Source organism: Streptomyces sp. NPDC001732, from assembly GCF_053596315.1.
This window is the reverse complement of record NZ_JBSFFY010000015.1, coordinates 57,719-84,041: the sequence shown is the minus strand read 5'-3', so window position 1 is coordinate 84,041 and position 26,323 is coordinate 57,719. Positions and strand designations below refer to the sequence as shown.

Below are 26,323 nucleotides of genomic sequence, written 5' to 3'. Positions count from 1 at the left end.
GGGGGAGCGGGTCAGCGGCGGATCAGCCGACGTGCCGTCGCCGCCGCGACCGCCGAGGTGCGGGAGTCCACGCCCAGTTTGGCGTAGATGTGCACCAGGTGGGACTTCACCGTCGCCTGGCTGAGGAACAGCCTCTTGCTGATCTGGAGGTTCGACAGCCCCTCGCCGACCAGCTGGAGGACCTCCAGCTCGCGTTTGGTCAGCGCCTGGGCGGGGGTCCGCATGCGGTCCATCAAGCGGTGGGCGACGGAGGGCGCGAGCGCCGACCTGCCGGCCGCCGCCGTGCGCACCGCCGCCGCCAGCTCCTCCGGCGGGGCGTCCTTCAGCAGATAGCCCGCCGCCCCCGCCTCGACCGCGGCCAGGATGTCGGCGTCCGAGTCGTACGTGGTGAGGATCAGGACACGGGGGGCGTCCGGCTCCGCCGTGATGGCCGCGGTGGCCTGCGAGCCGTGCATGCCCGCCCCGAACTGCAGGTCCATGAGGACGACGTCGATCCCGCCGGCCGCCGCGAGTGCGACGGCCCGCTCGGCGGTGGCCGCCTCGGCGACCACCCGGAACCCGGGTTCGGAGTCGAGCACGGCCCGCAGCCCCGCCCGTACCACCGGGTGGTCGTCGGCGAGCAGCAGCCGGACGGGATCGGGCGTGGGCGAGGTCATGCGGCGTCCTGTCCTGGTCGGCCGTCGGGAAGCGGAAGGGGAAGGGTGAGGGCGACGGCGGTGCCCTGACCGGGCGCCGACTCGACGCTGAGCGTGCCGCCCAGCGAACGGGCCCGCGCGCGCATCGCGGGCAGCCCGAAGCCGCCGGTGCCGGCGTCCGCGGCGGCCGGCCCGTCGCCGGGGGTGAAGCCGCGGCCGTCGTCGACGACGTCCAGCGACACCGAGGTGTCCATGAAGCTGAGGGTGATCTCCGCCCGCCGGGCCGCGGCGTGCCGCACCGTGTTGGCGAGCGCCGACTGCGCGGTGCGCAGCAGCGCCACCTCGTACGGGGTCGGCAGCTCCACCGGGGTGCCGCTCACCGCGAACTGCACCGTGAGACCGGGCGCCGTCGTGCGGGCCGAGAGCCGTTCCAGGGCCGCCGCCAGCGAGCCGTTCTCCAGGTCGGGCGGGGAGAGGGCGCGTACGAAGCGGCGGGCCTCGGCGAGATTGTCCTGGGCGGCCTCGCGGGCCCGGCGCACGTGCGCGGCGGCGGGGGCGTCGTCGGGCAGGGTGCGTTCGGCGGCCCGCAGCAGCAGCTGGATGCTGGACAGACCCTGCGCCAGGGTGTCGTGGATCTCGCGCGCCAGCCGTTCGCGTTCGGCGAGGACGCCCGCGGTGTGTTCCGCCTCGGCCAGTTCCGCCCGGGTGGACACCAGCTCCTCGATGAGTTCCCGGCGCCGTTCGCTCTCCCGGAACAGCGCCTCGTACCCGAGGACCGTCGCGACCGCGACCGCCGCGCCGAGCAGCGGACCGATGAAGGCACCCGGTGTGACGGGCCCGCCGTGCAGTGTGAAACCGGCGACGGCCGCGAGCGCGGTGACGGCGACGACCGGCAGGGACCAGCGCGTCGGCAGCAGGTGCAGTTGCAGGAAGTACAGCGGGAAGGCCACCCACAGCGCGTCGGGCGACAGGCCGAGCAGCACCAGCCACCCGGCGCCCAGCACCGCCAGCCACAGGGCGGCCGCCCGGGTGTGCGGCTGCACGGCGGGGGCGAGCGCGCCCGCCGCGTACACCGCGGTCATCAGCACGCAGACCACGATGGCAGCGGCGGCGTGCGGCATGCCGTCGCCGACGGCCCGTACCGCCGCCAGGGCGAGCAGCCCGACCAGCAGCGCGTGCAGACAGAGCCGCAGCGCGGTGGCGACCGGGGGATGGGTGCGGGAATCCATGATTCGTCCAGCGTAGACAAGGAGTGCCCGACGCCGGTCAATCGAAAGTTTGATGTCGGGCCCCACCGGTGGGCGATGTGCCCGAGGGCTCCGGAGGCCGAGGCTGGGAGCATGTTCGTCGCATGGAGAGATCTCCGGTTCGCCAAGGGCCGGTTCGCGCTCATGGGCACGGTCGTGGTGCTGATCACGCTGCTCGTGGGCCTGTTGTCCGGTCTCACGGCCGGTCTTGCCCGGGAGAACACCTCGGCCGTCACGGGACTGGACGCCGACCACCTGGCGTTCGCCGCCCCGCCCGACGGCCGGTCGGTGTCCTTCACCGATTCCGTCGTCGCGGAGAGCGCCTGGCGGAGCTGGGCGGCGCGGCCCGGGGTGCGCGACGCGCAGCCGCTCGGCATCCGCACCCTGAACGCCGTCGCCGACGCCGAGGACGGGGGGCGCACGGCCGCGGTGTCGGCGTTCGGCGTGGAACCCGACGGGGGCCTCGCGCCCACCGGCGGCGCGCGGGTCGACAGGGGCGAGGTGGTGCTGTCCGAGGGGGCCGCCGCCGACCTGGACGCCGCGCCCGGCGACCGGCTGAAGCTCGGTGGCACCGAGGTCACCGTCGCATCGGTCGCGGGGGACGCCTCGTACAGTCACACACCGGTCGTGTGGACCTCGCTCGACGACTGGCAGCGCTTCGGGGGCGACGGCGCGGGCGGGCAGCGGCACGCCACGGTGATCGCGCTGACCACCGACGACGGCGCCGACCTCGCGGCGGGCGACGAGGCCGCCCGCACCAGCACCCTCGCTCTGGCGGACTCCCTCACCGCGATCGGCTCCTACCAGGCGGAGAACGGCTCGCTCCAGCTCATGCGCGGCTTCCTCTTCGCCATCTCCGCCCTCGTCATCGGCGCCTTCTTCACCGTCTGGACGATCCAGCGCAGCGGCGACGTCGCCGTGCTCAAGGCGCTCGGCGCCTCCACCCCGTACCTGCTGCGCGACGCGCTCGGGCAGGCGGTCGTGATGCTCGCCGCCGGTACGGGCGTGGGCACCGCGCTCGCCTCCGGCATCGGCGCGCTGATCGGCGGCGGGACGGTGCCGTTCGTCCTCGACGCGACGACCGTGCTGGTCCCGGCCGCCGTCATGATCGTCCTCGGCGCGCTCGGGGCGGCCCTGTCCATCCGGCGGATCACCGCCGTCGACCCGCTCACCGCACTCGGGAGTGCCCGATGACCCTCACCCTCGCCGACGTCACCCTCACCTACCCCGACGGCGACGACCGGCTCACCGCCCTCGACCGGGTCTCGCTGGAGGTGCCCGCGGGCACGCTCACCGCGGTCGTCGGACCGTCCGGCTCCGGCAAGTCCAGCCTGCTCGCCGTGGCCGCGACCCTGGTCACGCCGGACACCGGCCGGGTCGTCGTCGACGGGACGGAGACCGGGGAGCTGAGCCGGGCGGAGAAGGCGGAGCTGCGCCGCGAGCGCATCGGCATCGTCTTCCAGCAGCCCAATCTGCTGCCCTCCCTCACCGCGGTCGAACAGCTCCAGGTCATGACCCATCTGTCGGGCGGAGCGGCCCGCGGGGCCCGCGGCCGGGCACTGGAGCTGCTGGACGCGGTCGGCCTCGCGGACCGGGCGGGCCGCAGGCCGCACCAGCTGTCGGGCGGTCAGCGCCAGCGGATCAACATCGCGCGGGCCCTGATGAACGAGCCGGCGGTGCTGCTCGTGGACGAGCCGACCAGCGCGCTCGACCACGAGCGGGGCGCGGCGGTGCTGGACCTGCTGGTCACCCTGACCCGGGAGCGGTCGACGGCGACGGTGATGGTCACGCACGACCGGGCCCATCTGCACCGGACGGACCACACGGTCACGATGGACGACGGCCGCCTGACGGTGCCCGAACGGGTCTGAGGAACTCCGGGGAACGAAGGACGGGCGGGCGCCCGTGCCGTACGAACGAGCGGTGCCGCCCGTCCCGTACGGGACGGCCCCGCCCGTTCCGTGTCAGCCGGTGGAGCCGCTGCTCGCCAGTGCGTCGGAGAGTTCCTTCGCGGCCTGCTGGAGGATCGGCACGATCCGCTCCGTCGCCGCCTCCGTCACCCGGCCCGCCGGACCGGAGATCGAGATGGCGGCCGAGGTGGGGGAGTCGGGGACGGAGACCGCCAGGCAGCGGACCCCGATCTCCTGCTCGTTGTCGTCCACCGCGTAGCCGAGCCTGCGGACCTGCTCCAGCGCTTCGAGGAAGCCGTCCGGGGTGGTGATCGTCTTCTCGGTGGCGGCGGGCATCCCGGTACGGGCGAGCAGGGCCCGCACCTCCTCCGGCGGCGTGTTCGCCAGCAGTGCCTTGCCGACCCCGGTGGAGTGGGGCAGGACGCGACGGCCCACCTCGGTGAACATGCGCATCGAGTGCTTGGACGGAACCTGCGCCACGTACACGATCTCGTCGCCGTCGAGCAGCGCCATGTTCGCGGTCTCGCCGGTCTCCTCGACCAGCCGCGCGAGGTACGGACGGGCCCAGGTGCCGAGCAGCCGGGACGCGGACTCGCCGAGCCGGATCAGGCGCGGGCCGAGCGCGTAGCGCCGGTTGGGCTGCTGGCGCACGTATCCGCAGAGCACCAGCGTCCGCATCAGACGGTGGATGGTCGGCAGCGGAAGGCCGCTGCTCGCGGAGAGCTCGCTCAGACCGACCTCGCCCCCGGCGTCGGCCATCCGCTCCAGCAGATCGAAGGCACGCTCAAGGGACTGCACACCACCGCCGGAAGCGGCGGGCTTGGAGTCGGGTGTGCTGGCGTGGGACGGCGGCACGTCAACGGTCCTTTCGAGGCGGAAGAGCGGGTGCCCCGCCCGGCGAGGCACCCAGCAGCCTACCGGGCGGTTCCCGATCGGCCCACTGCCCCGGGCGGGGCGTCCTGGCCGGTCAGAGCCCGTTTGTCCCGGTGTCGGCGGCAGGCGGAGCAGTTCTGCGGAGTCACGCTGGTCCCATGGTACGTTCCACTCTTCGAAATTATCCTTCTACTTTGTGGAAATATCCAAGTCCGGGTGCGGGCGGCCCGCCGGGGGGCCGGGCGAGGGGGCCGGGGTCTTGACGGGGCATGGTCCCGAGTGAAGACTCCTTCAACAGTTCGTTGAATCTGCCGGTGGCGGAGGCCGCGGCGGAGAGTCGAAGTGAGGAGCACGGGTGTCCGGTGCGGACGTGAATCTGGTACTGCGCTCGACGCGGGTCGTCACCCCGGACGGGACGCGGGCCGCGACGGTCACCGTCGCCGACGGGCGGATCGACGCCGTCCTGCCGTACGACGCCGAGGTGCCGGCCGGCGCCCGGCTGGAGGACTTCGGCGAGGACGTCCTGCTGCCCGGCCTCGTCGACACGCACGTCCATGTGAACGACCCCGGCCGCACCGAGTGGGAGGGCTTCCACACCGCCACCCGCGCGGCGGCGGCGGGCGGCATCACCACCCTGCTCGACATGCCGCTCAACTCCCTCCCGCCGACCACCACCGTCGAGCACCTGCGCACCAAGCAGCGGGTGGCCGCCCCCAAGGCGCACGTCGACACCGGCTTCTGGGGCGGCGCGGTCCCGTCCAACATCAAGGACCTGCGCCCGCTGCACGAGGCCGGGGTGTTCGGCTTCAAGTGCTTCCTCTCGCCCTCCGGCGTCGACGAGTTCCCGGAGCTCGACCAGGAGCAGCTGGCCCGTTCCATGGCCGAGATCGCCGGCTTCGGCGGGCTGCTGATCGTGCACGCCGAGGACCCCCACCATCTGGCCTCCGCCCCGCAGCGCAGCGGCCCCGCGTACGCCGACTTCCTCGCCTCCCGGCCGCGCGACGCCGAGAACACCGCGATCGAGGGCCTGATCGCGCACGCCAGGCGGCTGAACGCCCGCGTCCACGTCCTGCACCTCTCCTCCGGCGACGCACTGCCGATGATCGCCGCCGCCAGGCGCGAAGGCGTACGGATCACGGTGGAGTCCTGCCCGCACTTCCTCACCCTCACCGCCGAGGAGGTCCCCGACGGCGCGACGGAGTTCAAGTGCTGCCCGCCGATCCGGGAGGCCGCCAACCAGGACGTGCTGTGGGAGGGGCTCGCCGACGGGACGATCGACTGCATCGTCTCCGACCACTCGCCGTGCACCACCGACCTGAAGACGCCGGACTTCGCCTCCGCCTGGGGCGGGATCTCCTCCCTCCAGCTGGGACTGCCCGCCATCTGGACCGAGGCCCGCAGGCGCGGCCACTCGCTCGACGACGTCGCCCGCTGGATGTCAGCCGCCCCCGCCGGGCTCGCCGGACTGACCCGCAAGGGCGCCATCGAGGCGGGCCGCGACGCCGACTTCGCGGTGCTCGCCCCCGACGACACGTTCACCGTCGACCCCGCCGAACTCTTCCATCGCAACCAGGTCACCGCGTACGCGGGCCGGACCCTGTACGGCGTCGTGCGGTCCACCTGGCTGCGCGGGACGCGGATCGCGGCCGACGGCACCGTCGCCGGGCCCACCGGCCACCTCCTCGAAAGGAACCACTGACCATGACGGCGACAGCCCGCTTCACCGGTGACGCGAACCCGTACGGCGGCGGCGATCCGTACGCCGACTACCGCACCGACGACTTCCCCTTCACCGGCCTCGTCGACCTCGCCGACCGGCGGCTCGGCGCCGGGGTGATCGCGGCCAACGACGAGTTCTTCGCCGAGCGGGAGAACCTGCTGAAGCCGGAGCCCGCCGAGTTCGACCCCGAGCGCTTCGGCCACAAGGGCAAGGTCATGGACGGCTGGGAGACCCGCCGCCGGCGCGGCGTGAGCGCCGACCGGCCGCACCCGGCGGACGAGGACCACGACTGGGCGCTGGTACGGCTCGGCACGCCCGGAGTCGTGCGCGGCATCGTCGTCGACACCGCCCACTTCCGCGGCAACTACCCGCAGGCGGTCTCCGTCGAGGCGGCCTGTGTCCCCGGCTCCCCGTCACCGGAGGAACTCCTCGCGCCCGGCGTCGAATGGACCACGATCGTGCCCCGCACGGCCGTCGGCGGGCACGCGGCCAACGGCTTCGTCGTCGACGACGGGCGACGCGTCACCCACCTGCGGGTCAACCAGCACCCCGACGGCGGGATAGCCCGCCTGCGGGTGTACGGCGAGGTCGTCCCCGACCCGGCGTGGCTGGCCGCCCTCGGCACCTTCGACCTGGTCGCCCTGGAGAACGGCGGCACGGTGGAGGACGCCTCCGACCGCTTCTACTCCCCGGCGACCAACACCGTCCAGCCGGGCAGGTCCCGCAAGATGGACGACGGCTGGGAGACCCGCCGCCGACGCGACCGGGGCCACGACTGGATCCGCTACCGGCTCGTCGAACAGGCCCTGATCGGTGCCGTCGAGATCGACACCGCGTATCTGAAGGGCAACTCGGCGGGATGGGCGAGCCTCTTCGCCCGCGACGGCGAGAGCGGCGAATGGACCGAGATGCTGCCCCGGACCCGGCTGCAGCCCGACACCAACCACCGCTTCGTCCTGCCGGAGGCGGTCTGCGCCACGCACGTACGCATCGACATCTTCCCGGACGGCGGAATCTCCCGGCTGCGGCTGTTCGGCACGCCGACCGAGGAGGGCGCCGCACGGCTGGCCGCCCGTCACCGCGAACTGGGCGGCTGAGAGTCCGCACGGTGGCCGCCCGCCCGGCGGCCACCGTGCGGACTCCGAGGACCGGCCGGGGGACGCGGCGGGGCGGACGGGCGGCGGGTGCGGCCCGGGGCCGCCGGGCGGTGACCCCGGCCGCTCCTCGAACGACCCCGGCCGCTTCCCGGACGACCCCGATCACTTCCCCGACGACCCCGGCCGCTCCTTGAACGGCCCGGTCACTCCTTGAGCCGGTCGGCCGCCACCATCACCGCGAACCCCGCCACGACCATCACGATGTGGACGAAGGTCGTGTACGGGCCGATGAAGTCCAGCCGCCGCACCACTGCCCAGAAGCGGAACCAGCCGATCCATTCGTTCAGGAGTCCGGCGACGCCCAGGGCACAGACGACGAAGCCGACCGTCTCGCAGAGTTTCTTCATGGGAAGAGCCTCGTGGGGGCGGCCCCGCCCCCGCGTCGGCCACCGGGCTGCGGCGGGTGGCCGAAGGTCTCGTCTTTCGCGACTTTGGTCGCCCGCCGTGCCCGGTCGGCCGGAACACCCGCCCGACCTGGGTAGTTTTGCCGTATGACGCGTACGGAGTACCGCTGGCTGCTGCCCTCCGCGATGGCCGATCCCGAACTGCCGGGGGACCGGGGCGGCCGTTCACGCCGCACCGTGCGGGACTGGTGCGTCGACCTGACCGCCTTCCTCTGTGCGGCCCTGGTCGGCATGCTCGCGGCGGCGACGATCGACGCCGACCGCACCACCCCCGACCTCGTCGTCTTCGTCGACTGCCTGATCGGGGCCGCCGCCTGCTGCGCCCTGTGGGTGCGGCGGAGGTGGCCGATCGGCGTCGCGGTGGCCCTGGTCCTGGTCTCCGCCGTCGAGCCGGTCGCCACTGGGGCCCTGCTCGTCGCCATGTTCAGCGTGGCGGTGCACCGTCCGTTCCGGCCCGTGGCGGCCATCGGGGCGCTCTCCGTGGCCGTCGCCCCCGTGCAGCCGTATCTGCGCCCGGACCCGCAGACCTCGTTCGTCGAGGCCGTGGTCATCGGCACGCTGCTGTCACTGCTGCTGCTCAGCCTGGGCATGGTCGTACGGTCCAGACGCCAGCTCGTCCTCAGCCTGCGCGAACGGGCCCACCGGGCCGAGACGGAGGCGGAGCTCCGCGCCGAACAGGCGCAACGGCTGGCCCGTGAGGCCATCGCCCGGGAGATGCACGACGTCCTCGCCCACCGGCTGACCCTCCTCAGCGTCCACGCCGGCGCCCTCGAATTCCGCCCCGACGCCCCGAAGGCCGAGGTGGCGCGGGCCGCCGGGGTCATCCGGGACAGCGCGCACGAGGCGCTCCAGGACCTCCGCGAGATCATCGGGGTGCTGCGCAGCCCCGGCGAGAGCGACGGCGACCGGCCGCAGCCCACCCTCGCCACCCTGGACTCGCTGATCGCCGAGTCCCGGCTGGCCGGCATGAAGGTCACCCTCGACAACCGCCTCGCCGATCCCGCCGCGGCCCCCGCCGCCACCGGCCGCACCGTCTACCGCATCGCCCAGGAGGCCCTGACCAACGCCCGCAAGCACGCACCCGGCGCCGAGGTCACCGTCACGGTCACCGGCGGTCCGGGCGAAGGACTCACCGTCGAGGTGCGCAACCCGGCACCCACCGAACCCTTCGCCCGGGTGCCCGGCTCCGGACAGGGGCTCATCGGCCTCACGGAACGCGCCACGCTGGCCGGGGGCCGCCTGGACCACGGCCCCGAACCGGACGGCGGCTTCGGCCTCCGGGCCTCGCTGCCGTGGCCTTCGTGAGCGCGCGGCGGACCGCCCCCGCCGCCGTCGTGGGCGTGGAACGGATCGCCGTCGCCCTCGTGGGCGCGGTGCCGGGCACAACGGCCCCCGGCACGGCCGGTGTCCGGGCCCGGTTACGGTGGTTGTCATGACCACCCAGCCCCTCAAGGGCCACCCGGCATGCCCCGTCCGGCTCCTCGTCGTCGACGACGACCCGCTCGTACGGGCCGGGCTCGCCCTCATGCTCGGCGGCGCGGACGACATCGACATCGTGGGGGAGGCGGCCGACGGCGCCGAGGTCGCGGGCCTGGTCGAACGGCTCCGCCCCGACGTGGTGCTGATGGACATCCGGATGCCGGTCGTGGACGGGCTGACCGCGACCGAGGCCCTGCGCGCCCGCCCCGACGCACCGGAGGTCATCGTCCTGACGACCTTCCACGCCGACGAACAGGTGCTGCGCGCCATTCGCGCCGGAGCCGCCGGATTCGTCCTGAAGGACACCCCTCCGGCGCAGATCGTCGACTCGGTGCGGCGGGTGGCGGCCGGCGACCCGGTGCTGTCACCCGCGGTGACGCGTCAGCTGATGGCCCGCGCCGCCGGGACGGGGCCCCGCGGCGGCCGGGACGACCGGGCGGCCCGTACCGACCGGGCCCGCCGGCGGATCGCCGACCTCGGCGAACGGGAGCGCGAGGTCGCGATCGCCGTCGCACGCGGCCGTTCCAACGCCGAGATCGCCGCGGCGCTCCATCTCAGCGTGGCGACCGTGAAGACACAGGTGTCCCGGATCCTGACCAGGTTCGACTTCAACAACCGTGTCCAGATCGCGCTGTTGGTGCACGACTCGGGCCTGCTGGACGACGAGGCCGCGGAAACCGGCGACGTAGGCTGAACCGGTCGATCCGAAGCGATCGGGGCGGTCGGTCCGGACGTCGGACCGGACGGCCGGGCCGATCAGACCGGGAGGGACGGTCCCATGTCCGAAGCCAGTGGCCCCACCGCCGACGCCGATGCCGGTGTCGATGTCGATCTGCGCGGAGTGAAGGACTTCACGGCGAACCCGTATCCGTACTACGAGAAGCTGCGCGCCGCAGGCCCCGTGCACACCGTCCGCACCGACGAGTTCGAGCGGATCTGGCTCGTGGTGGGGTACGACGAGGCCCGCGCGGTCCTGGCCGACCAGCGGTTCGCCAAGGACTGGCGGGGGCTGCCGGGCGCACCCACCGAGACCGACCCGATCTTCCTCAACATGCTGGAGCTGGACGCACCCCACCACACCCGGCTGCGCAAGCTCGTCGCCCGGGAGTTCACCGCCCGCCGGGTCGAGGCACTGCGCCCCCGGGTCCAGCAGATCACCGACGAACTCCTCGACGCGATGGTGCCAGCCGGGCGCGCCGACCTCGTCGACGCACTGGCCTTCCCGCTGCCGATGACCGTCATCTGCGAGCTGATCGGCGTCCCCGACCTGGACCGCAACGCCTTCCGCCGGCTGTCGAACGGCGTCGTCACCCCGGCCACGCCGGAGCAGGAGCAGGAAGCGGTGCGCGCCATGAACGCGTACCTCGGCGAACTCATCGGGAACAAGCGGCGCTCACCCGGCGACGACCTGATGAGCGCGCTGGTCGGGGCGCGCGACGAGGAGGGGGACGGGCTGTCGCCCGACGAACTCGTGGGGATGGCCTTCCTGTTGCTCGTCGCCGGTCACGAGACCACGGTCAACCTGATCGCCAACGGGGTACGGGCCCTGCTCGACCACCCCGACCAGCTCGCGGCCCTGCGCGCCGATCCGGGCCTGATCGACGGGGCGGTCGAGGAGATGCTGCGCTACGACGGACCGGTGGAGACCGCCACGTTCCGCTGTCCCCGCGAGCCGGTCGAGATCGGGCGGCGGGTCGTTCCGGCGGGCGCGACGGTGCTGGTGTCCCTGGCGGGCGCCGACCGCGACCCCGCCCGCTACCCGGCACCGGACACCTTCGACATCCGCCGCGACACCCGGGGGCACCTGGCCTTCGGGCACGGGGTGCACTTCTGCCTGGGAGCGCCGCTGGCCAGGATGGAGGGCCGGATCGCGATCCGTACCCTGCTGGAGCGCTGCCCCTCCCTCGAACGGGACACGGCGGCAGGGGAGTTCGACTGGCTTCCCGGCCTGCTGATCCGCGGGCGGCGGGGACTTCCGGTCCGCTGGTGAGGCGAGAAACCGGCTGGGCGAGAAACCTGATGAGACGAGAAACCTGGTGAGGTAGGAAAGGTTGTCATGACCGGACTCGATCTGCCCATGGCCCAGAAGGTTCTCGACAGCCAGCCGTTCAGCGGCCTCGTCGGGGCACGGATCACCGCCTTCGGGGGCGGTGCGGCCACCCTCGAAGTGGACATCCGCCAAGAACTCCAGCAGCAGAACGGTTTTCTGCACGGCGGGGTCCTGGCCTACGCCGCCGACAACTCGATCACCTTCGCCGCCGGTACGACGCTCGGCCCGGCCGTGCTGACGGGCGGCTTCTCCATCCAGTACGTCCGGCCCGCCACCGGACGCACGCTCGTCGCCAGGGCCGAGGTCGTGCACACCGGCCGCCGTCAGGCCGTGGTCCGCTGCGAACTGTCCGCCGTGAGGGAGGACGGGACGGAGGCGCTCTGCGCGGTCGCGCAGGGAACCGTGCTGTCGGCCGGCGCCCAGCCCTCCTGAGACCGGGCGCGGGGCACCGGCCGGGACCGGGCGGTCCCGTCACGGCCCGACTCCGCTCCGGCCGGCCGCGGCGGGTCCGGGCCGGGGCCTACGCGAGGGGCGGTGTCCCGCCCGCCGGACCACCGGACGACCCGTCGGCGGCCTTCGCGACCTCCGCGACCGCCACGGGGCGCCGCTCCCGGCGGGACACCTCGCACGCCTCCGCGACCAGCAGCGCGTACCACGCCTCCCGGCCGTCGCACGGATTGGGCAGCTCGCCCCGCACCACCCGTACGAACGCGTCCAACTCGGCCTCGTACGCCGGGGCGAACCGCTCCAGGAAGCCGGGCCAGGGACGGGCGGGCGCGGCGGGGCCCCGCGGCTCGGCGGAGGTGACCGGCGTGCGGTCGTCCAGGCCGACCGTGATCTGGTCCAGCTCGCCCGCCAGTTCCATCCGTACGTCGTAACCGGCGCCGTTGCAGCGGGTGGCCGTCGCCGTGGCCAGGGTGCCGTCGTCGAGGGTCAGCAGCGCCGCCGCCGTGTCGACGTCACCCGCCGCCCGGAACATGCCGGGCCCGGCGTCCGACCCGGTGGCGTACACCTCGGTCACCTCGCGGCCCGTCACCCACCGCAGCATGTCGAAGTCGTGGACCAGGCAGTCCCGGAACAGCCCCCCGGAGAGCGGCAGATACGCGGCGGGCGGCGGTGCCGGGTCCATCGTCGTCGCCCGCACGGTGTGCAGCCTGCCGAGCGTCCCGGCCCGCACGGCGGCGCGGGCCGCCACGTAACCGGCGTCGAACCTGCGCATGAAGCCCAGCTGGAGCACACTGCCGGCGTCGTCGACCTCCCGCAGCGCGCCCAGCGTCCCCGGCAGGTCCAGCGCGATCGGCTTCTCGCAGAACGCCGGGAGCCCCGCACGCGCGGCCCGGCCGATCAGCTCCGCGTGGGCCGCGGTGGCCGACGCGATCACCACGGCGTCCACCCCGGCGCCGAACACCTCGGCCGCGCTCCCGACGGCCGACGCGCCGACGTGCCGGGCGACCCCGGCCGCCCGGCCCCCGTCGGTGTCCGTCACCACCAGGGCGTCCACCTCGGGGTGGCGGGCCAGCACACCCGCGTGGAAGGAACCGATCCGGCCGGTGCCGATGAGTCCGATACGCATGGACCCAACGTGCCGCCCACCGGCAGCCCTGTCAACCATATGTCCTTACAATGGGTGAATTGTTCGGCCGTCATGCCGTCCGGGCAGCTCAACGCCCTTACTGCCGGGCGCCGTTGACGTCCCGTGCGACCGCCGCTAGAAATCGTCCAGCCGCACTCCGGCGGCCGTGGAGCGAAGGCGGACCCCACCATGCGCACCTCCCGCAAGACAGCAGCCCTGATCACCGTCACGGCCCTCGGCATCGGCCTCGCCGTCTCCGGATGCAGCGGCTCCGGCGGCAAGGACGCCGAGGAGGGACCCGCGGCGGCAAGCGGCGGCGGAAAGGCGGCCGGCACCCCCCGGACGAAGATCGCGATGGTCACGCACTCGGGGGAGGGCGACACCTTCTGGGACATCGTGCAGAGCGGCGCGAAGCAGGCGGCGGCCAAGGACAACGTCGAGTTCCTCTACTCGGCGAACAAGGAGGGCAGGGAACAGGCCCAGCTCGTCCAGGCCGCCATCGACCAGAAGGTCGACGGCATCGTCGTCACCCTCGCCAAACCGGAAGCGCTCAGGACGGTCGTCACCAAGGCGGTGAAGGCCGGCATACCCGTGGTGACCATCAACGCGGGCGCACGGTTCTCCGAGGAGTTCGGCGCCCTCGGGCACATCGGCCAGGACGAGGCCGTCGCCGGCGAGGCGGTCGGCGAGGAGCTCGCCGCGCGCGGGCACGAGCGGGCCCTCTGCGTCATCCACGAGCAGGGCAACGTATCGCTGGAGGAACGCTGCGCCGGGGTGCGGAAGACCTTCGGGGGCCACGTCGAGAACCTGAACGTCGAGGGCACCAACATGCCGGCCGCCACCTCGTCGATCGAGGCGAAGCTCCAGGCCGACAAGGACATCGACGCGGTCGTCACCCTCGGCGCCCCCTTCGCCGCCGCCTCCGTCAAGGCCAAGGACGGCTCCGGCAGCAGGGCCGAGATCGACACCTTCGACCTGAACGCCGAGGTCGTCGGACGGCTGAAGGCCGGAGAGGTCGGCTTCGCCGTCGACCAGCAGCCCTACCTCCAGGGCTACCTCGCCATCGACGAACTGTGGCTGAACCGGACCAACGGCAACGTCGTCGGCGGCGGAAAACCGGTGCTCACCGGCCCGGCGATCGTCACCGCCGACGACGTGCCGCAGCTGGAGAAGTACACCGCGCGCGGTACCCGGTGAACCCTCCGCGTCCCGCCGCACCCGCCCCGTCCCGACACCCGCGCCCCGCCCCTGCCGGGCCGCGCCGCGGACGGCTCGGGGATACTTGGCCAGCCGGTCGGGGCGCGAATCACGCCCGGCCACTCCAGGCGGTACAGCGAGCAGCACAAGAAGGGCACGGCGTCGTGGCAAGGGTTCGGACAGGGGTACGTGCGATGGGCGCCGTGCTTGCGGCGGTGCTCGGGGCCTCCCTCGTGGGATGCAGCAGCACCGGCGGCAAGCGGGCGGAGGAACGCGCGGCCCGCGCCGCCGCCGAGGGCCGGGCCGCGGTGGACACCCCCCGCTGGACCTTCGCCATGGTCACCCACTCGGGCGACGGAGACACCTTCTGGGACATCGTCCAGCGCGGCGCCGAGCAGGCGGCCGTCAAGGACAACATCAAGTTCCTGTACTCGCACAACGACGAGGCGCAGCAGCAGGCCCAGCTCGTGCAGGCCGCCATCGACCAGAAGGTCGACGGGCTGATCGTCACCCTCGCCAAGCCCGACGCGATGAAGGCCGTCGTCACCAAGGCGGTGAAGGCCGGAATCCCGGTGATCACGGTGAACTCGGGCTCCGTCGAGTCCAAGCGGTTCGGGGCGCTCACCCACATCGGCCAGGACGAGACCGTCGCGGGCGAGGCCGTCGGCGAAGAGCTCAACGCGCGCGGCCGCAAGAAGGCCCTGTGCATCCTGCACGAGCAGGGCAACGTCGGCCACGAGCAGCGCTGCGCCGGAGCGAAGAAGACCTTCGACGGACAGCTGCAGAACCTGTACGTGGAGGGCACCAACATGCCCGACGTCCAGGCGTCCATCGAGGCCAAGCTCCAGGCCGACAAGAGCATCGACGCGGTCGTCACCCTCGGCGCGCCCTTCGCGGACGCCGCAGTCAAGGCCAAGAAGACCGCGGGCAGCAGGGCCGAGATCGACACCTTCGACCTGAACGCCAAGGTCGCCACGGCCCTCCAGGACAAGAGCCTCGGCTTCGCCGTCGACCAGCAGCCCTACCTCCAGGGGTACGAGGCGGTCGACCTGCTCTGGCTCAACCGCTACAACGGCAACGTGCTCGGCGGCGGACGCCCGGTCCTCACCGGACCGCAGATCATCACCGCGAAGGACGCCGCCGAACTGGCCCAGTACACGAAGCGGGGGACCCGATGAGCGTGATCGCCGGACCGTCCGCCCCGGCGGGGAAGGACGAGCGGCTGCTGCACACCTCGCCGCTGCGCAGGCTCCTCGGCCGCCCCGAGCTCGGCTCGGTGGTCGGCGCCGCGGCCGTCTTCGTCTTCTTCTCGATCGTCGCCGACAGCTTCCTGCGCGCCTCCAGCCTCGGCACGGTGCTGTACGCGGCCTCGACGATCGGGATCATGGCCGCACCGGTGGCGCTGCTGATGATCGGCGGCGAGTTCGACCTCTCCGCCGGGGTGCTGGTCACCAGCTCCGCACTGATCTCGTCGATGTTCAGCTACCAAATGACGGCCAACGTCTGGGTCGGCGTCCTGGTGTCGCTGCTGGTCACCCTGGCCTTCGGCGCGTTCAACGGCTTCATGCTGACCCGTACGAAACTGCCGAGCTTCATCATCACGCTCGGCACGTTCCTGATGCTGACCGGCCTCAACCTGGGGTTCACCAAGCTGATCAGCGGCACCGTCTCGACGAAGGCCATCGGCGACATGGAGGGCTTCGACTCGGCCCGCCGGGTGTTCGCCTCGCAGTGGACCGTCGGCGGCGTCGAGCTCAAGGTCACCATCCTGTGGTGGGCCGTCCTCGTCGCGATCGCCACCTGGATCCTGCTCCGCACCCGCTTCGGCAACTGGATCTTCGCGGTCGGCGGCGAGGCCGACGCGGCCCGCGCGGTCGGCGTCCCGGTGATCCGCACCAAGATCGGGCTCTACCTCGGCGTCGCCTTCGCCGCCTGGGTCTCCGGCCAGCACCTGCTGTTCTCGTACGACGTCGTCCAGTCCGGCGAGGGCGTCGGCAACGAACTGATCTACATCATCGCGGCCGTCATCGGCGGCTGTCTGATCACCGGCGGCTACGGCTCCGCGATCGGCTCCGCGGTCGGTGCCTTCATCTTCGGCATGACCAGCAAGGGCATCGTGTACGCGGAGTGGAACCCGGACTGGTTCAAGTTCTTCCTCGGAGCCATGCTGCTCCTGGCCACCCTGCTCAACGCATGGGTACGCAAGCGCGCGGAGGCGACGAAATGACGGCCCCCCAGGCACCGGCCGGCCGGGAGACGCCCCACCGGGCGCTCGTCGAGCTGGACCGGGTCAGCAAGTACTACGGCAACATCAGGGCGCTCGACGACGTCTCGCTGGAGGTCCACGCGGGGGAGATCTCCTGCGTGCTCGGCGACAACGGCGCCGGCAAGTCCACCCTGATCAAGATCATCGCGGGGCTGCACCGGCACGACGCGGGCACCTTCCTCGTCGACGGCGAGGAGACCACCCTCGTCAACCCGCGCGACGCCCTGGACCGGGGCATCGCCACGGTCTACCAGGACCTGGCCGTCGTCCCCCTCATGCCGGTCTGGCGCAACTTCTTCCTCGGCTCCGAGCCGACCACGGGCTCGGGCCCCTTCAAACGCCTCGACGTGCGGCTGATGCGCGAGACGACCCGCGCCGAGCTGCTGCGCATGGGCATCGACCTGCGCGACGTCGACCAGCCGATCGGCACCCTGTCCGGCGGCGAGCGCCAGTGCGTCGCCATCGCGCGGGCCGTGCACTTCGGCGCCAAGGTGCTGGTGCTGGACGAGCCCACCGCCGCGCTCGGCGTCAAGCAGTCCGGGGTCGTGCTCAAGTACGTCGCGGCCGCTCGCGACGCCGGTCTCGGAGTGGTCCTCATCACGCACAACCCTCACCACGCGTATCTGGTCGGTGACCGGTTCGTCCTGCTCAAGCGGGGCGCCATGGCCGGCAGCCACACCAAGGAGAGCGTCACGCTGGACGAACTGACCCGCCAGATGGCGGGCGGCAGCGAGCTGGAGGAGCTCAGCCACGAGCTGGAACGGGCCACCGCGCCGGCCCGGCCGGACGCCGACGGCCCCGCGTAGCCCCCGGCCGGCCCCGGCCCCGTACGCACCGGCCCGCCCGCCCCGCCTCCCGGGCAGTGGCAGAATCGACCCGACGGGCGCAGTCCGCCGCCGGGGGCACCACTCCCGGCTCCCCGACCCCGCAGGGACGATGAGCACGTACCGCGACTTCACACACCGCGGCTCCGCCCGCGCCACCGTCCTGCGAACCGTGGGCACCAGGGAGCGACGCTCCCACCTCACGGCGCCCCGGGTCCCCACGGTCGGCATCGACATCGGCGGCACGAAGGTGATGGCGGGCGTCGTCGACGCCGACGGCAACATCCTGGAGCAGCTGCGCACCGAGACGCCGGACAAGTCCAAGAGCCCCAAGGTCGTCGAGGACACCATCGTCGAGCTGGTCCTGGACCTCTCCGACCGGCACGACGTGCACGCCGTCGGCATCGGGGCGGCCGGCTGGGTCGACGCGGACCGCTCCAGGGTGCTGTTCGCCCCGCACCTCGCCTGGCGCGACGAACCGCTGCGCGACGCCCTCGCCTCCCGGCTCGTCGTCCCCGTCATGGTCGACAACGACGCCAACACCGCCGCCTGGGCGGAATGGCGCTTCGGCGCGGGCCGCGGCGAGGACCACCTCGTCATGATCACGCTCGGCACCGGCATCGGCGGCGCGATCCTGGAGGACGGCCAGGTCAAGCGCGGCAAGTACGGGGTCGCCGGTGAGTTCGGCCACATGCAGGTGGTGCCCGGCGGACACCGCTGCCCCTGCGGGAACCGCGGCTGCTGGGAGCAGTACAGCTCCGGCAACGCGCTGGTCCGCGAGGCCAGGGAACTGGCCGCGGCCGACTCCCCGGTGGCGCACGGCATCATCGAGCGGGTCAAGGGCAACATCCCCGACATCACCGGCCCCCTCATCACCGAACTGGCCCGTGAGGGCGATGCGATGTGCGTCGAACTCCTCCAGGACATCGGCCAGTGGCTCGGCGTCGGCATCGCCAACCTGGCCGCCGCGCTCGACCCCTCCTGCTTCGTCATCGGCGGTGGCGTCAGCGCCGCCGACGACCTGCTCATCGGCCCCGCCCGGGACGCCTTCAAACGCCATCTCACCGGCCGCGGCTACCGCCCCGAGGCCCGGATCGCGAAGGCCCAGCTCGGCCCGGAGGCGGGTATGGTCGGCGCCGCGGATCTGGCCCGGCTGGTGGCCCGCAGGTTCCGCCGCACCAACCGCCGCCGCGTCGAACGGTACGAGCGGTACGCCCAGATCTACGACCAGGCCGCGAGCACCATCCGCAATACGCGAAACACCCGCACCTCCTAGGGACCCGCAGACACATGACCGCAGCCGAGCACCCCGTCCTGCCGCGCCAGTCCTCGCCGCCCGACGACGAACGGCCGCCCCAGGACCGGCGCCGGACGATCCGCCGCCGTCTGATCACGGCGACGATCATCGTGCTGCTCATCGGCATCCCGGCGGGCTACCTGCTGATCTCCGCGGGCCAGAGCCGCCGCTCCGGCCAGAACAAGGAGGCCGAGGCGGCCGCCCAGGGGCTCCGGGAGGGCTGGCCGTCCCGGATGCAGCGCCGGATCTTCGAACTCCCCATGCCCGGCAACTCCCTGGACGTGCAGTACTACGAGACCAACAACTGGAAGGCCAGCCGGCTGTACGTGGAGTTCCGCACCACGTCCGCCGGACTGGACCGGTTCCTCGGCCGGCTCGGCAGCGGGCGGGGCGAACTGCGGCCCGGCGAGGTGACCATCGACGCCCGCGACCGGAAGGTCTCGGGCTGGACCTTCGACCCCGGGACCGACTGGGCGGGCACCACGCACACCAACAAGGACCCGCGGCCCACCCAGGACATCATGGTGAACATGACCGACCCGATGAACCCGGTCGTCTACGTCGTGTCCGCGGCCAGGCCCTGACGGAAAGGGCGACGCTCCGAACGGAGAACCGAGGACCCGCCCCACCCCGGCCCGACGGCCCTCAGCGGGCGCCCGGGGCGGGACCGAGCGCCGGGGAGACGAGGTCGAAGGCATCGTCCAGGAGGGCCACCGGGTCCAGGGCCGTGTCGCTCTCGCTCCAGCGCCGCAGGACCACGTGGAAGGCGCCCAGGGCCGTCCCGGCGGCCAGGCGCGGGTAGAGGTCGCTCCCGACGTCGCGGCCGACCCGGCGGGCGAGCTCCTCGGCGAGTTCGTCACGCCATCGGTCCTGCCGCTCCAGGAACCGGGCGAGCAGCGCGGGGGTGCGCAGGATCAGCCGCACCACGCGCAGGGCCCGCTCCGAGTGGGCGGCGCACGTGGTCACCGGAACCCGCACGGCGTGCCGCAGCGCCTCGGCCGGCGGCTCCTCGGCGGGCCGGTCCGCCAGCGCGGCCCGCATGTCCGCCCCCATGTCGGCCAGGAACTGGACGACGACGTCCTCCTTGGACGCGAAGTAGCGGAAGAACGTCCGCTTGGAGACGCCCGCAGTCGCCACGATCTCGTCGACGGTGACGGCGTCGAAGCCCTTGAGGGCCAGCAACTGCAGGGCCGCCTCGGTCAGTTCGTCCGAGACGAGCCGACGTTTGCGCTCGGCCAGGCTCAGATCGGATCGCGTACTCACCCTCGCATGGTACATGTCGTGCCGCGTGTGGCACTCGGTATCGCCTTGACACCGAGTGCCATCATGGTCAGTCTGTGCCGCATGAAACAGGAACGCTGGAACGCCGGGCTGATCCCCGACCAGACCGGCCGGGTGTTCGTCGTCACCGGGGCCGGAAGCGGACTGGGGCTCGCGACCGGTCACGCACTCGCCCGGCGGGGAGCACGGGTGGTCCTCGCGGTGCGGGACACGGAGAAGGGCCGACGGGCCGCCGCCACGATCACCGCCGGCACCCCCCACGCCCGGTTGGAGGTGCGCCACGTCGACCTGGCCGACCTCGGATCGGTGCGCGCCTTCGCCGACGCGCTGCGCGCGGATCACCCGCGCGTCGACGTGCTGGTCAACAACGCCGGGATCATGGCACCGCCCCGCACCCTGAGCCCGCAGGGCCACGAGCTGCAGTTCGCCACCAACCATCTGGGCCACTTCGCGCTCACCGGCCTGCTGCTCGACCTGCTGGCCGAGGGCGTCGATCCCCGGGTGGTCACCGTGAGTTCGCCCAACCACCGGCAGGGCCGGATCGCCTTCGACGACGTGGACGGGGAGCGCGCGTACTCCCCGATGGGCCACTACAACCAGTCCAAGCTGGCCAACGCCGTCTTCGGACACCAGCTGCACCTGCGCCTGACCGGGGCCGACAGCCCGGTACGGAGCGTGCTCGCCCACCCGGGGTACACCGCCACCGGGCTCCAGAAGGGCACGCCGGTCGGCACGGTGCGACTGCTGTACGGCCGTCTGCTGTCCCCGCTGGCCCAGAAGCCGACCGACGGCGCGCTCTCCCAGCTGTACGCGGCGACCGAACCGGGCGTGCGCGGCGGTGAGTTCATCGGACCCGGCGGCGCGGGCGAACTGCGCGGGGCGCTGACGCGGGTGACCCTCGCACCCCGCGCGAAGGACGCCGCCACCGGGCGCCGGCTGTGGGAGCTGTCGGAGCGGCTGACCGGAGTGCGCTTCCCGTTCCCGACGGCCGGGTGAGCACCGCACGGGCACAACCGCGGCACGCCGCAGGGCACTTCGTCCGGCCCCGGCCGCCGACCGCCGAACCGCCCAGGGCCGATCGGCCCTAGTGGTGACGGGCCGCCGATGGGTTCACTGCGGTGCATCGCATGCTGCGGGAGGGAAACATGGTGATCGCGGTCGTCGGGCACAAGGATCTCGGCAGCCGGACCCTGGAACTGGTGGAAGCCGAACTGAGAGCGCGGCTGGACCGGTTGGCGGAGGGTGCCGCCGCCCTGGTGCGGGCCGGGGCGGGGCTGCCGCTGGTGTTCGGGCGGGCCGCCCGGGAGGCGGGCCGGAAGCTGACGGTGCTGCTGCCGGCCCAGGGCGCGGTGCCCGCCCCACTGCCCGAGCCGGACCGCTCGGCCGCGGGCGAACTGCTGGTCCTGGCCGAGCACGTACGACTGCTGGCCTTCGACCCGGCCGACCGGGACGCGTGTGTCGGCGCCGACGAACGGCTGGTGGAGACCTGCCGGACCGTGCTCGCGGTGTGGGACGGATCGCCCTCGGACGGCCGGGACGCCACCGCGCATCTGGTCGCCTTCGCGCGTGCGCGGGGCATCGGCGTGGAGGTCGTCTGGCCGGACGGTTCGGTACGGGGGCGGGGATGAAGGCGTCGGAAAGCGCCGTGCAGGATTTCGAGGCCGACGAGCGGGTCCGCGCGGCCGGGACCGTGGCCGGTCACGACCAGGAGTGCGCCGGAGCGCGACGGGGATTCGGCTGGCTGCTGATCGTCACCGCCGCGCTCGGACTGCTCGGCTCGTTCGTCATCACGGTCGACAAGTTCGAACTCCTCGTCGACCCCGGCTTCGTACCCGCCTGCTCGCTCAGCCCCGTGGTCTCCTGCACCAGCGTGATGACCAGCGACCAGGCCTCGGTGTTCGGCTTCCCCAACCCGCTCATCGGACTGGTCGGCTTCGCGGTGGTGCTGGGCACCGGCGCGGGACTGCTCGCCGGTGCCCGCTACCGGCGCTGGTACTGGCTGGGACTGAACCTCGGCACCCTGTTCGGCGTCGGCTTCTGCATGTGGCTGATGACCCAGGCCCTGTACGAGATCGGCGCCCTGTGCCTGTGGTGCATGCTCGTGTGGGCGGTCACGATCTTCATGTTCTGGCACACCACGGTGCACAACCTGCGCCAGGGGCTGCTGCCCGCACCGCGCGCCCTGGTCGCGGCGGTGCTGGAGTTCCCGCTCGTGGTGCCGGTGACCTGGTGCCTGGCCGTCGTCATGCTGATAGCAGTCCGGTTCTGGCCGTACTGGCGGACATTCCTGTGACCACGCCCATGCCGGGGGTGTCGAGATGAATGTGCGCGTCCGGGATTCCGGCGGCGGTCAGCCGGGCCACGACGTCCTGCGCGGAGCCGCTCGCGGCGGCCTCGGGGGACAGGGCCACGAAGGCGTGCTGCCGGGCGAGGGCCCGCGACCCGGCGTCCCCGAAGCGGGCGCCCGCCGTGTCGGCCGCGACGACGGTCAGCCAGGGCCGGGTGCGCCGGAACGCCTCCAGGCACGCCGCGTCGTACATCTCCTCGCCCGCCGTCTCTCCCGGACCGGCGTGCCCCAGCAGCAGCCGTACCCGGTGCACACCGGACCGGTCCGCGTCGATCCGCTGGAGCAGCGCCTTCATCGGAGCCCAGCCCGTACCGGAGGCGAGCAGCAGAAGGTCCGCGGACAGCAGGTGGTCCGGCAGGGTCAGCGCACCGCGCGGGGCGCTGAGACGGACGGTGCCGCCCGCCCGCGTACCGTGCACCAGCGCGTCGCTCACCCCGCCGGCGCCCCGGGCCCGTACGTGGAACTCCAGTTCACCGTCCGAGTGCGGCGCGCGGGCCAGGTAGTAGGGCCGCCAGGCCTGTTCGAGCAGCGGCGACTCCAGGGACGCGTACTGCCCGGCCTCGAAGGCATAGGGCTGATGGGGGCGGATCCGCAGCACCGCGAGACCGGGGGCGCGGAGTTCGTGCGAGGTCACCGTCGCCTCCCAGCTGGGCGGCTCGGCGATCGCCTCGTCCGCGCCCCTGACCATCGCCGAGACGGCCAGCCGCAGCATCCGCAGCCAGGCGTCCTCCAGCGCATGGGTCCACCGCGCTCCGGCGCGCACGCGCAGCGCCTCGATCAGCGCCGCCTCGAAAGCCTCGAACTGCGCCGGACGGACCCCGAGTTTGCGGTGGTCGCGCCCCAACTGGCAGAGGGCGTCGATCATTTCGTCCGTGCGGTGCAGATTGCCGATCAGGTAGTGGAAGACCGACGCGAGATGGGCCTGCTGGAACGCCATCGACTCGGGGAACAGGGACCGGAGGTACGGGTGTCGCTCGAACAGAATCCGGTACAGCTCGGCGATCAGCTCCTCCATCGGGGCCACCAGGGGCAGCGCATCGCTGATCAGCAGCTGGTCGGCCGTGCCGTCGTAGGGCCGCGGGGCCTCGGCGCTCCACACACCGGCACGGCTGTCGGACGGGGCCAGGATGCGTCGCCGCAGCCGCATGGCGTCATGCCGTGCGAGCAGTGCGTGGTAGTCCTCGCTCGGGGTGTTCATGGACCGGTAGCTCCTCGGGGCAGCGCAGTGGGGGTGGCCGGAAAGGGAGATGTCCGCGGCGCCCGGACGATCTTGGCGGCGTCAGTATGGCACCGGGCCCCACCCGCTGACCGGCCCCCGGCCATAGGGTCTTTCGGCCCTGTTCGGACACGGTTCACCGTGCTGCAACCCCCCGGCAGAAGCGGCCCCGTGGCCGGGCACATACTGTTCCCGGCCCTCTCCCCGAACCGATCGAGCCTGATGTGAGTGAGTTGGCGAACATCCCACCGAACACGACCCCGCCGGGCACGGACGTGCCGGGCACGACCCCGCCGCGGCCCGCGGCCCCCGTACGCGTCTTCATCCTCGACGACCACGAGGTCGTACGGCGCGGCGTACGCGATCTGCTGGAGGCCGAGGGCGACATCGAGGTGGTCGGCGAGGCGTCCGACGCCCGGGAGGCGCTGGTCCGCGTACCGGCCACCAGGCCGCAGGTCGCCGTGCTGGACGTACGCCTCGGCGACGACCGGGGCGGTGACCACGCCGGGATCGAGGTGTGCCGGGAACTGCGCGCCCTGATGCCCGAACTCGCCTGCCTGATGCTGACGTCGTTCGACGACGACGAGGCGCTGTTCGACGCCATCATGGCGGGGGCCGCGGGCTATGTGCTCAAGCAGATCAACGGCGCCGATCTGATCACCGCCGTACGCAGGGTCGCCTCGGGCAGCTCGATGCTCGACCCGCGGACGACCGCCCGGGTGATGGAACGGCTGCGGGGCACCGAACAGCGTCCCGCCGCGGCGTCCGAGGCATCGGAACTGGACGGACTCACGCCCCGGGAGCGGCAGATCCTGGACCTCATCGGCGAGGGCCTCACCAACCGGGAGATCGCGGAGCGCCTCTTCCTGGCCGAGAAGACCGTCAAGAACCGCATCTCGTCGATCCTCGCCAAACTGGGCGTGGGCCGCCGGATCCAGGCCGCGATGATCGTCGGCCGGGTCAAGGACCGCAGGGGCTGACGAGTACCCGCGGCTCAGTCGTGGAGCGGCGCGCGCCAGACGATCCGGGTGCCGCCGTCCACCGGCCGTTCGACGGCCAGCGAGCCGCCGCACAGCTCCGCCCGCGTACGCATGTTGGCCAGCCCGCCGGGGCGCCCGGCCGTCGGACCCGCCCCGGCGGCGGCCACGACGCCGGCCGGGATCCCGGTGCCGTTGTCGGTGACGGTCAGGGTCACCACCTCGTCGGCCGACAGCTCGATGCCGATCCGGGTGGCACGGGCGTGGCGGGAGGCGTTGGACACCGCCTCGGCGGCCACCGCCACCAGATGCTCGGCCAGTTCGTCCGGCACCGTGGTGTCCACCGGTCCGTCGATCTGCAGGGAGGGCTGGAAACCCAGGGCGTGCGCCGCCGTACGGGCGGTCTCCGCCATCCGGTGCCGCAGTCCGCCGCGGCCCGCCCGCTCCGCGGTCCGCAGATCGAAGATGGTGGACCGGATGATCCGGATCGTGGTGTCCAGATCGTCCACCGCCCGGCTGACCCGCTCGGCCGCGTCCGGCCGGTCCGCGATGGCGCGCGTGGTGCTCTGGAGCGTCATCCCGGTCGCGAAGAGACGCTGGATCGCCAGGTCGTGCAGGTCGCGGGCGATCCGGTCCCGGTCGTGCATGACGGCGAGCTCCTCGGACTCGGCCCGCCTGCGGGCCAGTTCCAGGGCGATGGCCGCCTGGTCGGCGAAGCCCGAGACGAGCGCGATCTCGGTGTCGTCGAACGGCGGACGGTCCACCGGCCGCCCCAGCCGCAGCGCCCCGCTCGCCCCCGTGTCGACCCGCAACGGCACCGTCACCACCGGACCCAGCCCGTCCTCGGCGCCGCCGCCGAACGGATGGGCCCGGGGGTCGGTCCGCACATCGGCGCAGTGCACCGGAGTTCCGGTACGGGCCGCGAGCCCGGCCAGCGATCCCCGTGCCGGGACGGACAGCCCCGTGACGCGCTCGGCGTCCTTGCCGTGGGCGACGGCGACGGTCAGCCGCGCCCCGTCCCCGGCCGCCTCCGCGGCCCCGGACGGGACGGCGGGCGGCGTCGGCAGCAGGATCGCGGCCCGGTCGGCCCCCGCCACCTCCATCGCCCGCTCGGCGATCAGATGCAGCACCTCGTCGGCGTCCGTCCCCGAGAGCAGGGTGCGGGTGATCTCGCCCAGCGCCTCCAGCCGCCGCTCCCGGCGCCGGCTCTCGTCGTACATGCGGGCGTTGTCGATGGCGACCCCGGCCGCGATCGACAAGGTGGTCAGCACCGCCTCGTCGTCGGCGTCGAAGCCCGCCCCGCCCCGCTTCTCGGTGAGGTAGAGATTGCCGAACACCTCGTCCCGGACCCGCACCGGCACCCCGAGGAAGGTGCGCATCGGCGGATGGCGGGGCGGGAACCCGAAGCTGCGCGGATGGCTGCTGAGATCGGTGAGCCGCAGCGGTTCCGGACGGTGGATCAGCTCCCCGAGGATGCCGCGCCCGCACGGCGTCTGCCCGATCTCGGCGGCCAGCTGCTCCGATATGCCGACCGGCAGGAACTCCAGCAGCTTCTGCCCGTCCCCGACGATGCCGAGTGCCCCGTACTCCGCGTCGGTCAGGGTCACCGCGGCCTCCACGATGCCGCGCAGCACCTCGGGCAGTTCCAGGCCCCGCCCCAGACTCATCACGGCGTCCAGCAGGCTGCTCATCCGGTCCGGCCGGCTCGGCTGCGGCCAGGCAGCCGGAGCGGGACAGCGGGCTCCGTGCGGGGCGGGGGAGGCGGAGGCCGGGGAAGGGGCTTCGCAGGGGGAACCGGGCACCGTGGGTGCTGTCTCTGTCATCGGGGTGCCGCTCTCAGGGTCCGTGTGCCGTATGCCGGGAAATCGCT

The 26,323-nt window shown here is 72.9% G+C and carries 26 protein-coding genes; 18 read left to right on the top strand and 8 right to left on the bottom strand.

Translation table 11 applies throughout. The annotated features are described in order from the left end of the window. Positions 1 to 11: 11 nt before the first annotated feature. Both ACWCXX_RS17500 and ACWCXX_RS17495 read right to left on the bottom strand, forming a co-directional pair. Positions 12 to 656, bottom strand: coding sequence for a response regulator (locus tag ACWCXX_RS17500; protein ID WP_451128044.1), 645 nt, complete (start codon positions 654 to 656; stop codon positions 12 to 14). Beyond that, positions 653 to 1,864 carry a sensor histidine kinase gene (locus ACWCXX_RS17495; protein WP_451128042.1) on the bottom strand — a complete coding sequence of 404 codons (1,212 nt, stop codon included), beginning with the start codon at positions 1,862 to 1,864 and terminating at the stop codon, positions 653 to 655. Before ACWCXX_RS17495 ends, ACWCXX_RS17500 begins: the two co-directional genes overlap by 4 nt. Positions 1,865 to 1,975: 111 nt before the next feature. On the opposite strand from ACWCXX_RS17495, the gene ACWCXX_RS17490 reads away from it, so the two are divergent. Then, positions 1,976 to 3,076, top strand: a complete 1,101-nt coding sequence (locus ACWCXX_RS17490) for an ABC transporter permease (protein WP_451128040.1) — start codon at positions 1,976 to 1,978, stop codon at positions 3,074 to 3,076. Further along, entirely contained in the window at positions 3,073 to 3,753 is a 681-nt protein-coding gene (locus ACWCXX_RS17485; RefSeq protein ID WP_451128038.1) for an ABC transporter ATP-binding protein, read from the top strand. Before ACWCXX_RS17490 ends, ACWCXX_RS17485 begins: the two co-directional genes overlap by 4 nt. Positions 3,754 to 3,846: 93 nt before the next feature. Here the strand turns inward: ACWCXX_RS17485 and ACWCXX_RS17480 are convergent, their stop codons facing one another. Beyond that, positions 3,847 to 4,647, bottom strand: coding sequence for an IclR family transcriptional regulator (locus ACWCXX_RS17480; protein ID WP_451128036.1), 801 nt, complete (start codon positions 4,645 to 4,647; stop codon positions 3,847 to 3,849). 373 nt (positions 4,648 to 5,020) lie between these two features. On the opposite strand from ACWCXX_RS17480, the gene allB reads away from it, so the two are divergent. Both allB and alc read left to right on the top strand, forming a co-directional pair. Continuing rightward, on the top strand, positions 5,021 to 6,364 hold the full coding sequence (allB, locus tag ACWCXX_RS17475) for an allantoinase AllB (protein WP_451128034.1): 1,344 nt from the start codon (positions 5,021 to 5,023) through the stop codon (positions 6,362 to 6,364). Between the two features lie 2 nt (positions 6,365 to 6,366). Beyond that, positions 6,367 to 7,482, top strand: a complete 1,116-nt coding sequence (gene alc, locus ACWCXX_RS17470; RefSeq protein ID WP_451128032.1) for an allantoicase — start codon at positions 6,367 to 6,369, stop codon at positions 7,480 to 7,482. Positions 7,483 to 7,685: 203 nt separating this feature from the next. On the opposite strand, the gene ACWCXX_RS17465 is transcribed toward alc, so the two are convergent. Further along, complete coding sequence (locus tag ACWCXX_RS17465) at positions 7,686 to 7,889, bottom strand: hypothetical protein (RefSeq protein ID WP_451128030.1); 204 nt, start codon at positions 7,887 to 7,889, stop codon at positions 7,686 to 7,688. 144 nt (positions 7,890 to 8,033) lie between these two features. Between ACWCXX_RS17465 and ACWCXX_RS17460 the strand changes: the two genes are divergently transcribed. The 4 genes from ACWCXX_RS17460 to ACWCXX_RS17445 all read left to right on the top strand — a co-directional run bounded on the left by ACWCXX_RS17460 (position 8,034) and on the right by ACWCXX_RS17445 (position 11,907). Further along, positions 8,034 to 9,251, top strand: coding sequence for a sensor histidine kinase (locus ACWCXX_RS17460; RefSeq protein ID WP_451128028.1), 1,218 nt, complete (start codon positions 8,034 to 8,036; stop codon positions 9,249 to 9,251). Positions 9,252 to 9,378: 127 nt separating this feature from the next. Continuing rightward, the gene (locus ACWCXX_RS17455) at positions 9,379 to 10,119 is read left to right on the top strand and encodes a response regulator transcription factor (RefSeq protein WP_451128026.1); all 741 of its coding nucleotides are present in this window, start codon (positions 9,379 to 9,381) and stop codon (positions 10,117 to 10,119) included. A gap of 84 nt (positions 10,120 to 10,203) precedes the next feature. Beyond that, complete coding sequence (locus ACWCXX_RS17450) at positions 10,204 to 11,415, top strand: cytochrome P450 family protein (protein ID WP_451128024.1); 1,212 nt, start codon at positions 10,204 to 10,206, stop codon at positions 11,413 to 11,415. A gap of 66 nt (positions 11,416 to 11,481) precedes the next feature. Further along, positions 11,482 to 11,907: a PaaI family thioesterase gene (locus ACWCXX_RS17445; RefSeq protein WP_451128022.1), complete on the top strand. Its 426-nt coding sequence runs from the start codon at positions 11,482 to 11,484 to the stop codon at positions 11,905 to 11,907. Between the two features lie 88 nt (positions 11,908 to 11,995). Here the strand turns inward: ACWCXX_RS17445 and ACWCXX_RS17440 are convergent, their stop codons facing one another. Further along, positions 11,996 to 13,048 (bottom strand): Gfo/Idh/MocA family protein, encoded by a 1,053-nt coding sequence (locus ACWCXX_RS17440; RefSeq protein ID WP_451128020.1) that lies wholly within the window; start codon positions 13,046 to 13,048, stop codon positions 11,996 to 11,998. 189 nt (positions 13,049 to 13,237) lie between these two features. Between ACWCXX_RS17440 and ACWCXX_RS17435 the strand changes: the two genes are divergently transcribed. From ACWCXX_RS17435 to ACWCXX_RS17410, 6 genes are all read left to right on the top strand, one after another. Continuing rightward, entirely contained in the window at positions 13,238 to 14,245 is a 1,008-nt protein-coding gene (locus ACWCXX_RS17435) for a sugar ABC transporter substrate-binding protein (protein WP_451128018.1), read from the top strand. A 164-nt stretch (positions 14,246 to 14,409) separates the two neighbouring features. Continuing rightward, positions 14,410 to 15,423 carry a sugar ABC transporter substrate-binding protein gene (locus ACWCXX_RS17430; RefSeq protein WP_451128016.1) on the top strand — a complete coding sequence of 338 codons (1,014 nt, stop codon included), beginning with the start codon at positions 14,410 to 14,412 and terminating at the stop codon, positions 15,421 to 15,423. Continuing rightward, the gene (locus tag ACWCXX_RS17425) at positions 15,420 to 16,472 is read left to right on the top strand and encodes an ABC transporter permease (RefSeq protein WP_451128014.1); all 1,053 of its coding nucleotides are present in this window, start codon (positions 15,420 to 15,422) and stop codon (positions 16,470 to 16,472) included. Before ACWCXX_RS17430 ends, ACWCXX_RS17425 begins: the two co-directional genes overlap by 4 nt. Beyond that, positions 16,469 to 17,317, top strand: coding sequence for an ATP-binding cassette domain-containing protein (locus ACWCXX_RS17420; protein WP_451128012.1), 849 nt, complete (start codon positions 16,469 to 16,471; stop codon positions 17,315 to 17,317). The genes ACWCXX_RS17425 and ACWCXX_RS17420 overlap by 4 nt, the downstream gene beginning before the upstream one ends. A gap of 130 nt (positions 17,318 to 17,447) precedes the next feature. Then, on the top strand, positions 17,448 to 18,611 hold the full coding sequence (locus tag ACWCXX_RS17415) for an ROK family glucokinase (RefSeq protein WP_451128010.1): 1,164 nt from the start codon (positions 17,448 to 17,450) through the stop codon (positions 18,609 to 18,611). A gap of 14 nt (positions 18,612 to 18,625) precedes the next feature. Next, positions 18,626 to 19,216: a hypothetical protein gene (locus tag ACWCXX_RS17410; RefSeq protein ID WP_451128008.1), complete on the top strand. Its 591-nt coding sequence runs from the start codon at positions 18,626 to 18,628 to the stop codon at positions 19,214 to 19,216. A 61-nt stretch (positions 19,217 to 19,277) separates the two neighbouring features. Here ACWCXX_RS17410 and ACWCXX_RS17405 read toward each other — a convergent pair whose 3' ends face one another. Further along, entirely contained in the window at positions 19,278 to 19,910 is a 633-nt protein-coding gene (locus tag ACWCXX_RS17405; protein ID WP_451128006.1) for an acyl-CoA-like ligand-binding transcription factor, read from the bottom strand. A 66-nt stretch (positions 19,911 to 19,976) separates the two neighbouring features. Here ACWCXX_RS17405 and ACWCXX_RS17400 point away from each other — a divergent pair, with 66 nt between their 5' ends. The 3 genes from ACWCXX_RS17400 to ACWCXX_RS17390 all read left to right on the top strand — a co-directional run bounded on the left by ACWCXX_RS17400 (position 19,977) and on the right by ACWCXX_RS17390 (position 22,206). After that, on the top strand, positions 19,977 to 20,909 hold the full coding sequence (locus tag ACWCXX_RS17400; protein ID WP_451128004.1) for an oxidoreductase: 933 nt from the start codon (positions 19,977 to 19,979) through the stop codon (positions 20,907 to 20,909). Positions 20,910 to 21,061: 152 nt separating this feature from the next. Then, on the top strand, positions 21,062 to 21,541 hold the full coding sequence (locus ACWCXX_RS17395; RefSeq protein ID WP_451128186.1) for a hypothetical protein: 480 nt from the start codon (positions 21,062 to 21,064) through the stop codon (positions 21,539 to 21,541). Then, the gene (locus ACWCXX_RS17390) at positions 21,538 to 22,206 is read left to right on the top strand and encodes a vitamin K epoxide reductase family protein (protein ID WP_451128002.1); all 669 of its coding nucleotides are present in this window, start codon (positions 21,538 to 21,540) and stop codon (positions 22,204 to 22,206) included. Before ACWCXX_RS17395 ends, ACWCXX_RS17390 begins: the two co-directional genes overlap by 4 nt. Here the strand turns inward: ACWCXX_RS17390 and ACWCXX_RS17385 are convergent. After that, positions 22,157 to 23,458, bottom strand: a complete 1,302-nt coding sequence (locus ACWCXX_RS17385; protein WP_451128001.1) for a globin domain-containing protein — start codon at positions 23,456 to 23,458, stop codon at positions 22,157 to 22,159. The two genes, ACWCXX_RS17390 and ACWCXX_RS17385, sit on opposite strands and share 50 nt — an antisense overlap. 293 nt (positions 23,459 to 23,751) lie before the next feature. On the opposite strand from ACWCXX_RS17385, the gene ACWCXX_RS17380 reads away from it, so the two are divergent. Continuing rightward, positions 23,752 to 24,456 carry a response regulator transcription factor gene (locus tag ACWCXX_RS17380; RefSeq protein ID WP_451128184.1) on the top strand — a complete coding sequence of 235 codons (705 nt, stop codon included), beginning with the start codon at positions 23,752 to 23,754 and terminating at the stop codon, positions 24,454 to 24,456. A 14-nt stretch (positions 24,457 to 24,470) separates the two neighbouring features. Here ACWCXX_RS17380 and ACWCXX_RS17375 read toward each other — a convergent pair whose 3' ends face one another. Next, positions 24,471 to 26,144 (bottom strand): sensor histidine kinase, encoded by a 1,674-nt coding sequence (locus ACWCXX_RS17375; protein ID WP_451127999.1) that lies wholly within the window; start codon positions 26,142 to 26,144, stop codon positions 24,471 to 24,473. Between the last annotated feature and the right edge of the window lie 179 nt (positions 26,145 to 26,323).

Coding starts and splice junctions, on each gene's coding strand:
- ACWCXX_RS17400 (WP_451128004.1), top strand. CDS start 19,977: ATGAAACAGGAACGCTGGAACGCCGGGCTGATCCCCGACCAGACCGGC.
- ACWCXX_RS17405 (WP_451128006.1), bottom strand. CDS start 19,910: ATGTACCATGCGAGGGTGAGTACGCGATCCGATCTGAGCCTGGCCGAG.
- ACWCXX_RS17435 (WP_451128018.1), top strand. CDS start 13,238: ATGCGCACCTCCCGCAAGACAGCAGCCCTGATCACCGTCACGGCCCTC.
- ACWCXX_RS17440 (WP_451128020.1), bottom strand. CDS start 13,048: ATGCGTATCGGACTCATCGGCACCGGCCGGATCGGTTCCTTCCACGCG.
- ACWCXX_RS17460 (WP_451128028.1), top strand. CDS start 8,034: ATGACGCGTACGGAGTACCGCTGGCTGCTGCCCTCCGCGATGGCCGAT.
- ACWCXX_RS17450 (WP_451128024.1), top strand. CDS start 10,204: ATGTCCGAAGCCAGTGGCCCCACCGCCGACGCCGATGCCGGTGTCGAT.
- ACWCXX_RS17425 (WP_451128014.1), top strand. CDS start 15,420: ATGAGCGTGATCGCCGGACCGTCCGCCCCGGCGGGGAAGGACGAGCGG.
- ACWCXX_RS17465 (WP_451128030.1), bottom strand. CDS start 7,889: ATGAAGAAACTCTGCGAGACGGTCGGCTTCGTCGTCTGTGCCCTGGGC.
- ACWCXX_RS17500 (WP_451128044.1), bottom strand. CDS start 656: ATGACCTCGCCCACGCCCGATCCCGTCCGGCTGCTGCTCGCCGACGAC.
- alc (WP_451128032.1), top strand. CDS start 6,367: ATGACGGCGACAGCCCGCTTCACCGGTGACGCGAACCCGTACGGCGGC.
- ACWCXX_RS17490 (WP_451128040.1), top strand. CDS start 1,976: ATGTTCGTCGCATGGAGAGATCTCCGGTTCGCCAAGGGCCGGTTCGCG.
- ACWCXX_RS17420 (WP_451128012.1), top strand. CDS start 16,469: ATGACGGCCCCCCAGGCACCGGCCGGCCGGGAGACGCCCCACCGGGCG.
- ACWCXX_RS17410 (WP_451128008.1), top strand. CDS start 18,626: ATGACCGCAGCCGAGCACCCCGTCCTGCCGCGCCAGTCCTCGCCGCCC.
- ACWCXX_RS17445 (WP_451128022.1), top strand. CDS start 11,482: ATGACCGGACTCGATCTGCCCATGGCCCAGAAGGTTCTCGACAGCCAG.
- ACWCXX_RS17495 (WP_451128042.1), bottom strand. CDS start 1,864: ATGGATTCCCGCACCCATCCCCCGGTCGCCACCGCGCTGCGGCTCTGT.
- ACWCXX_RS17455 (WP_451128026.1), top strand. CDS start 9,379: ATGACCACCCAGCCCCTCAAGGGCCACCCGGCATGCCCCGTCCGGCTC.
- ACWCXX_RS17415 (WP_451128010.1), top strand. CDS start 17,448: ATGAGCACGTACCGCGACTTCACACACCGCGGCTCCGCCCGCGCCACC.
- ACWCXX_RS17485 (WP_451128038.1), top strand. CDS start 3,073: ATGACCCTCACCCTCGCCGACGTCACCCTCACCTACCCCGACGGCGAC.
- ACWCXX_RS17375 (WP_451127999.1), bottom strand. CDS start 26,144: ATGAGCAGCCTGCTGGACGCCGTGATGAGTCTGGGGCGGGGCCTGGAA.
- ACWCXX_RS17390 (WP_451128002.1), top strand. CDS start 21,538: ATGAAGGCGTCGGAAAGCGCCGTGCAGGATTTCGAGGCCGACGAGCGG.
- ACWCXX_RS17385 (WP_451128001.1), bottom strand. CDS start 23,458: ATGAACACCCCGAGCGAGGACTACCACGCACTGCTCGCACGGCATGAC.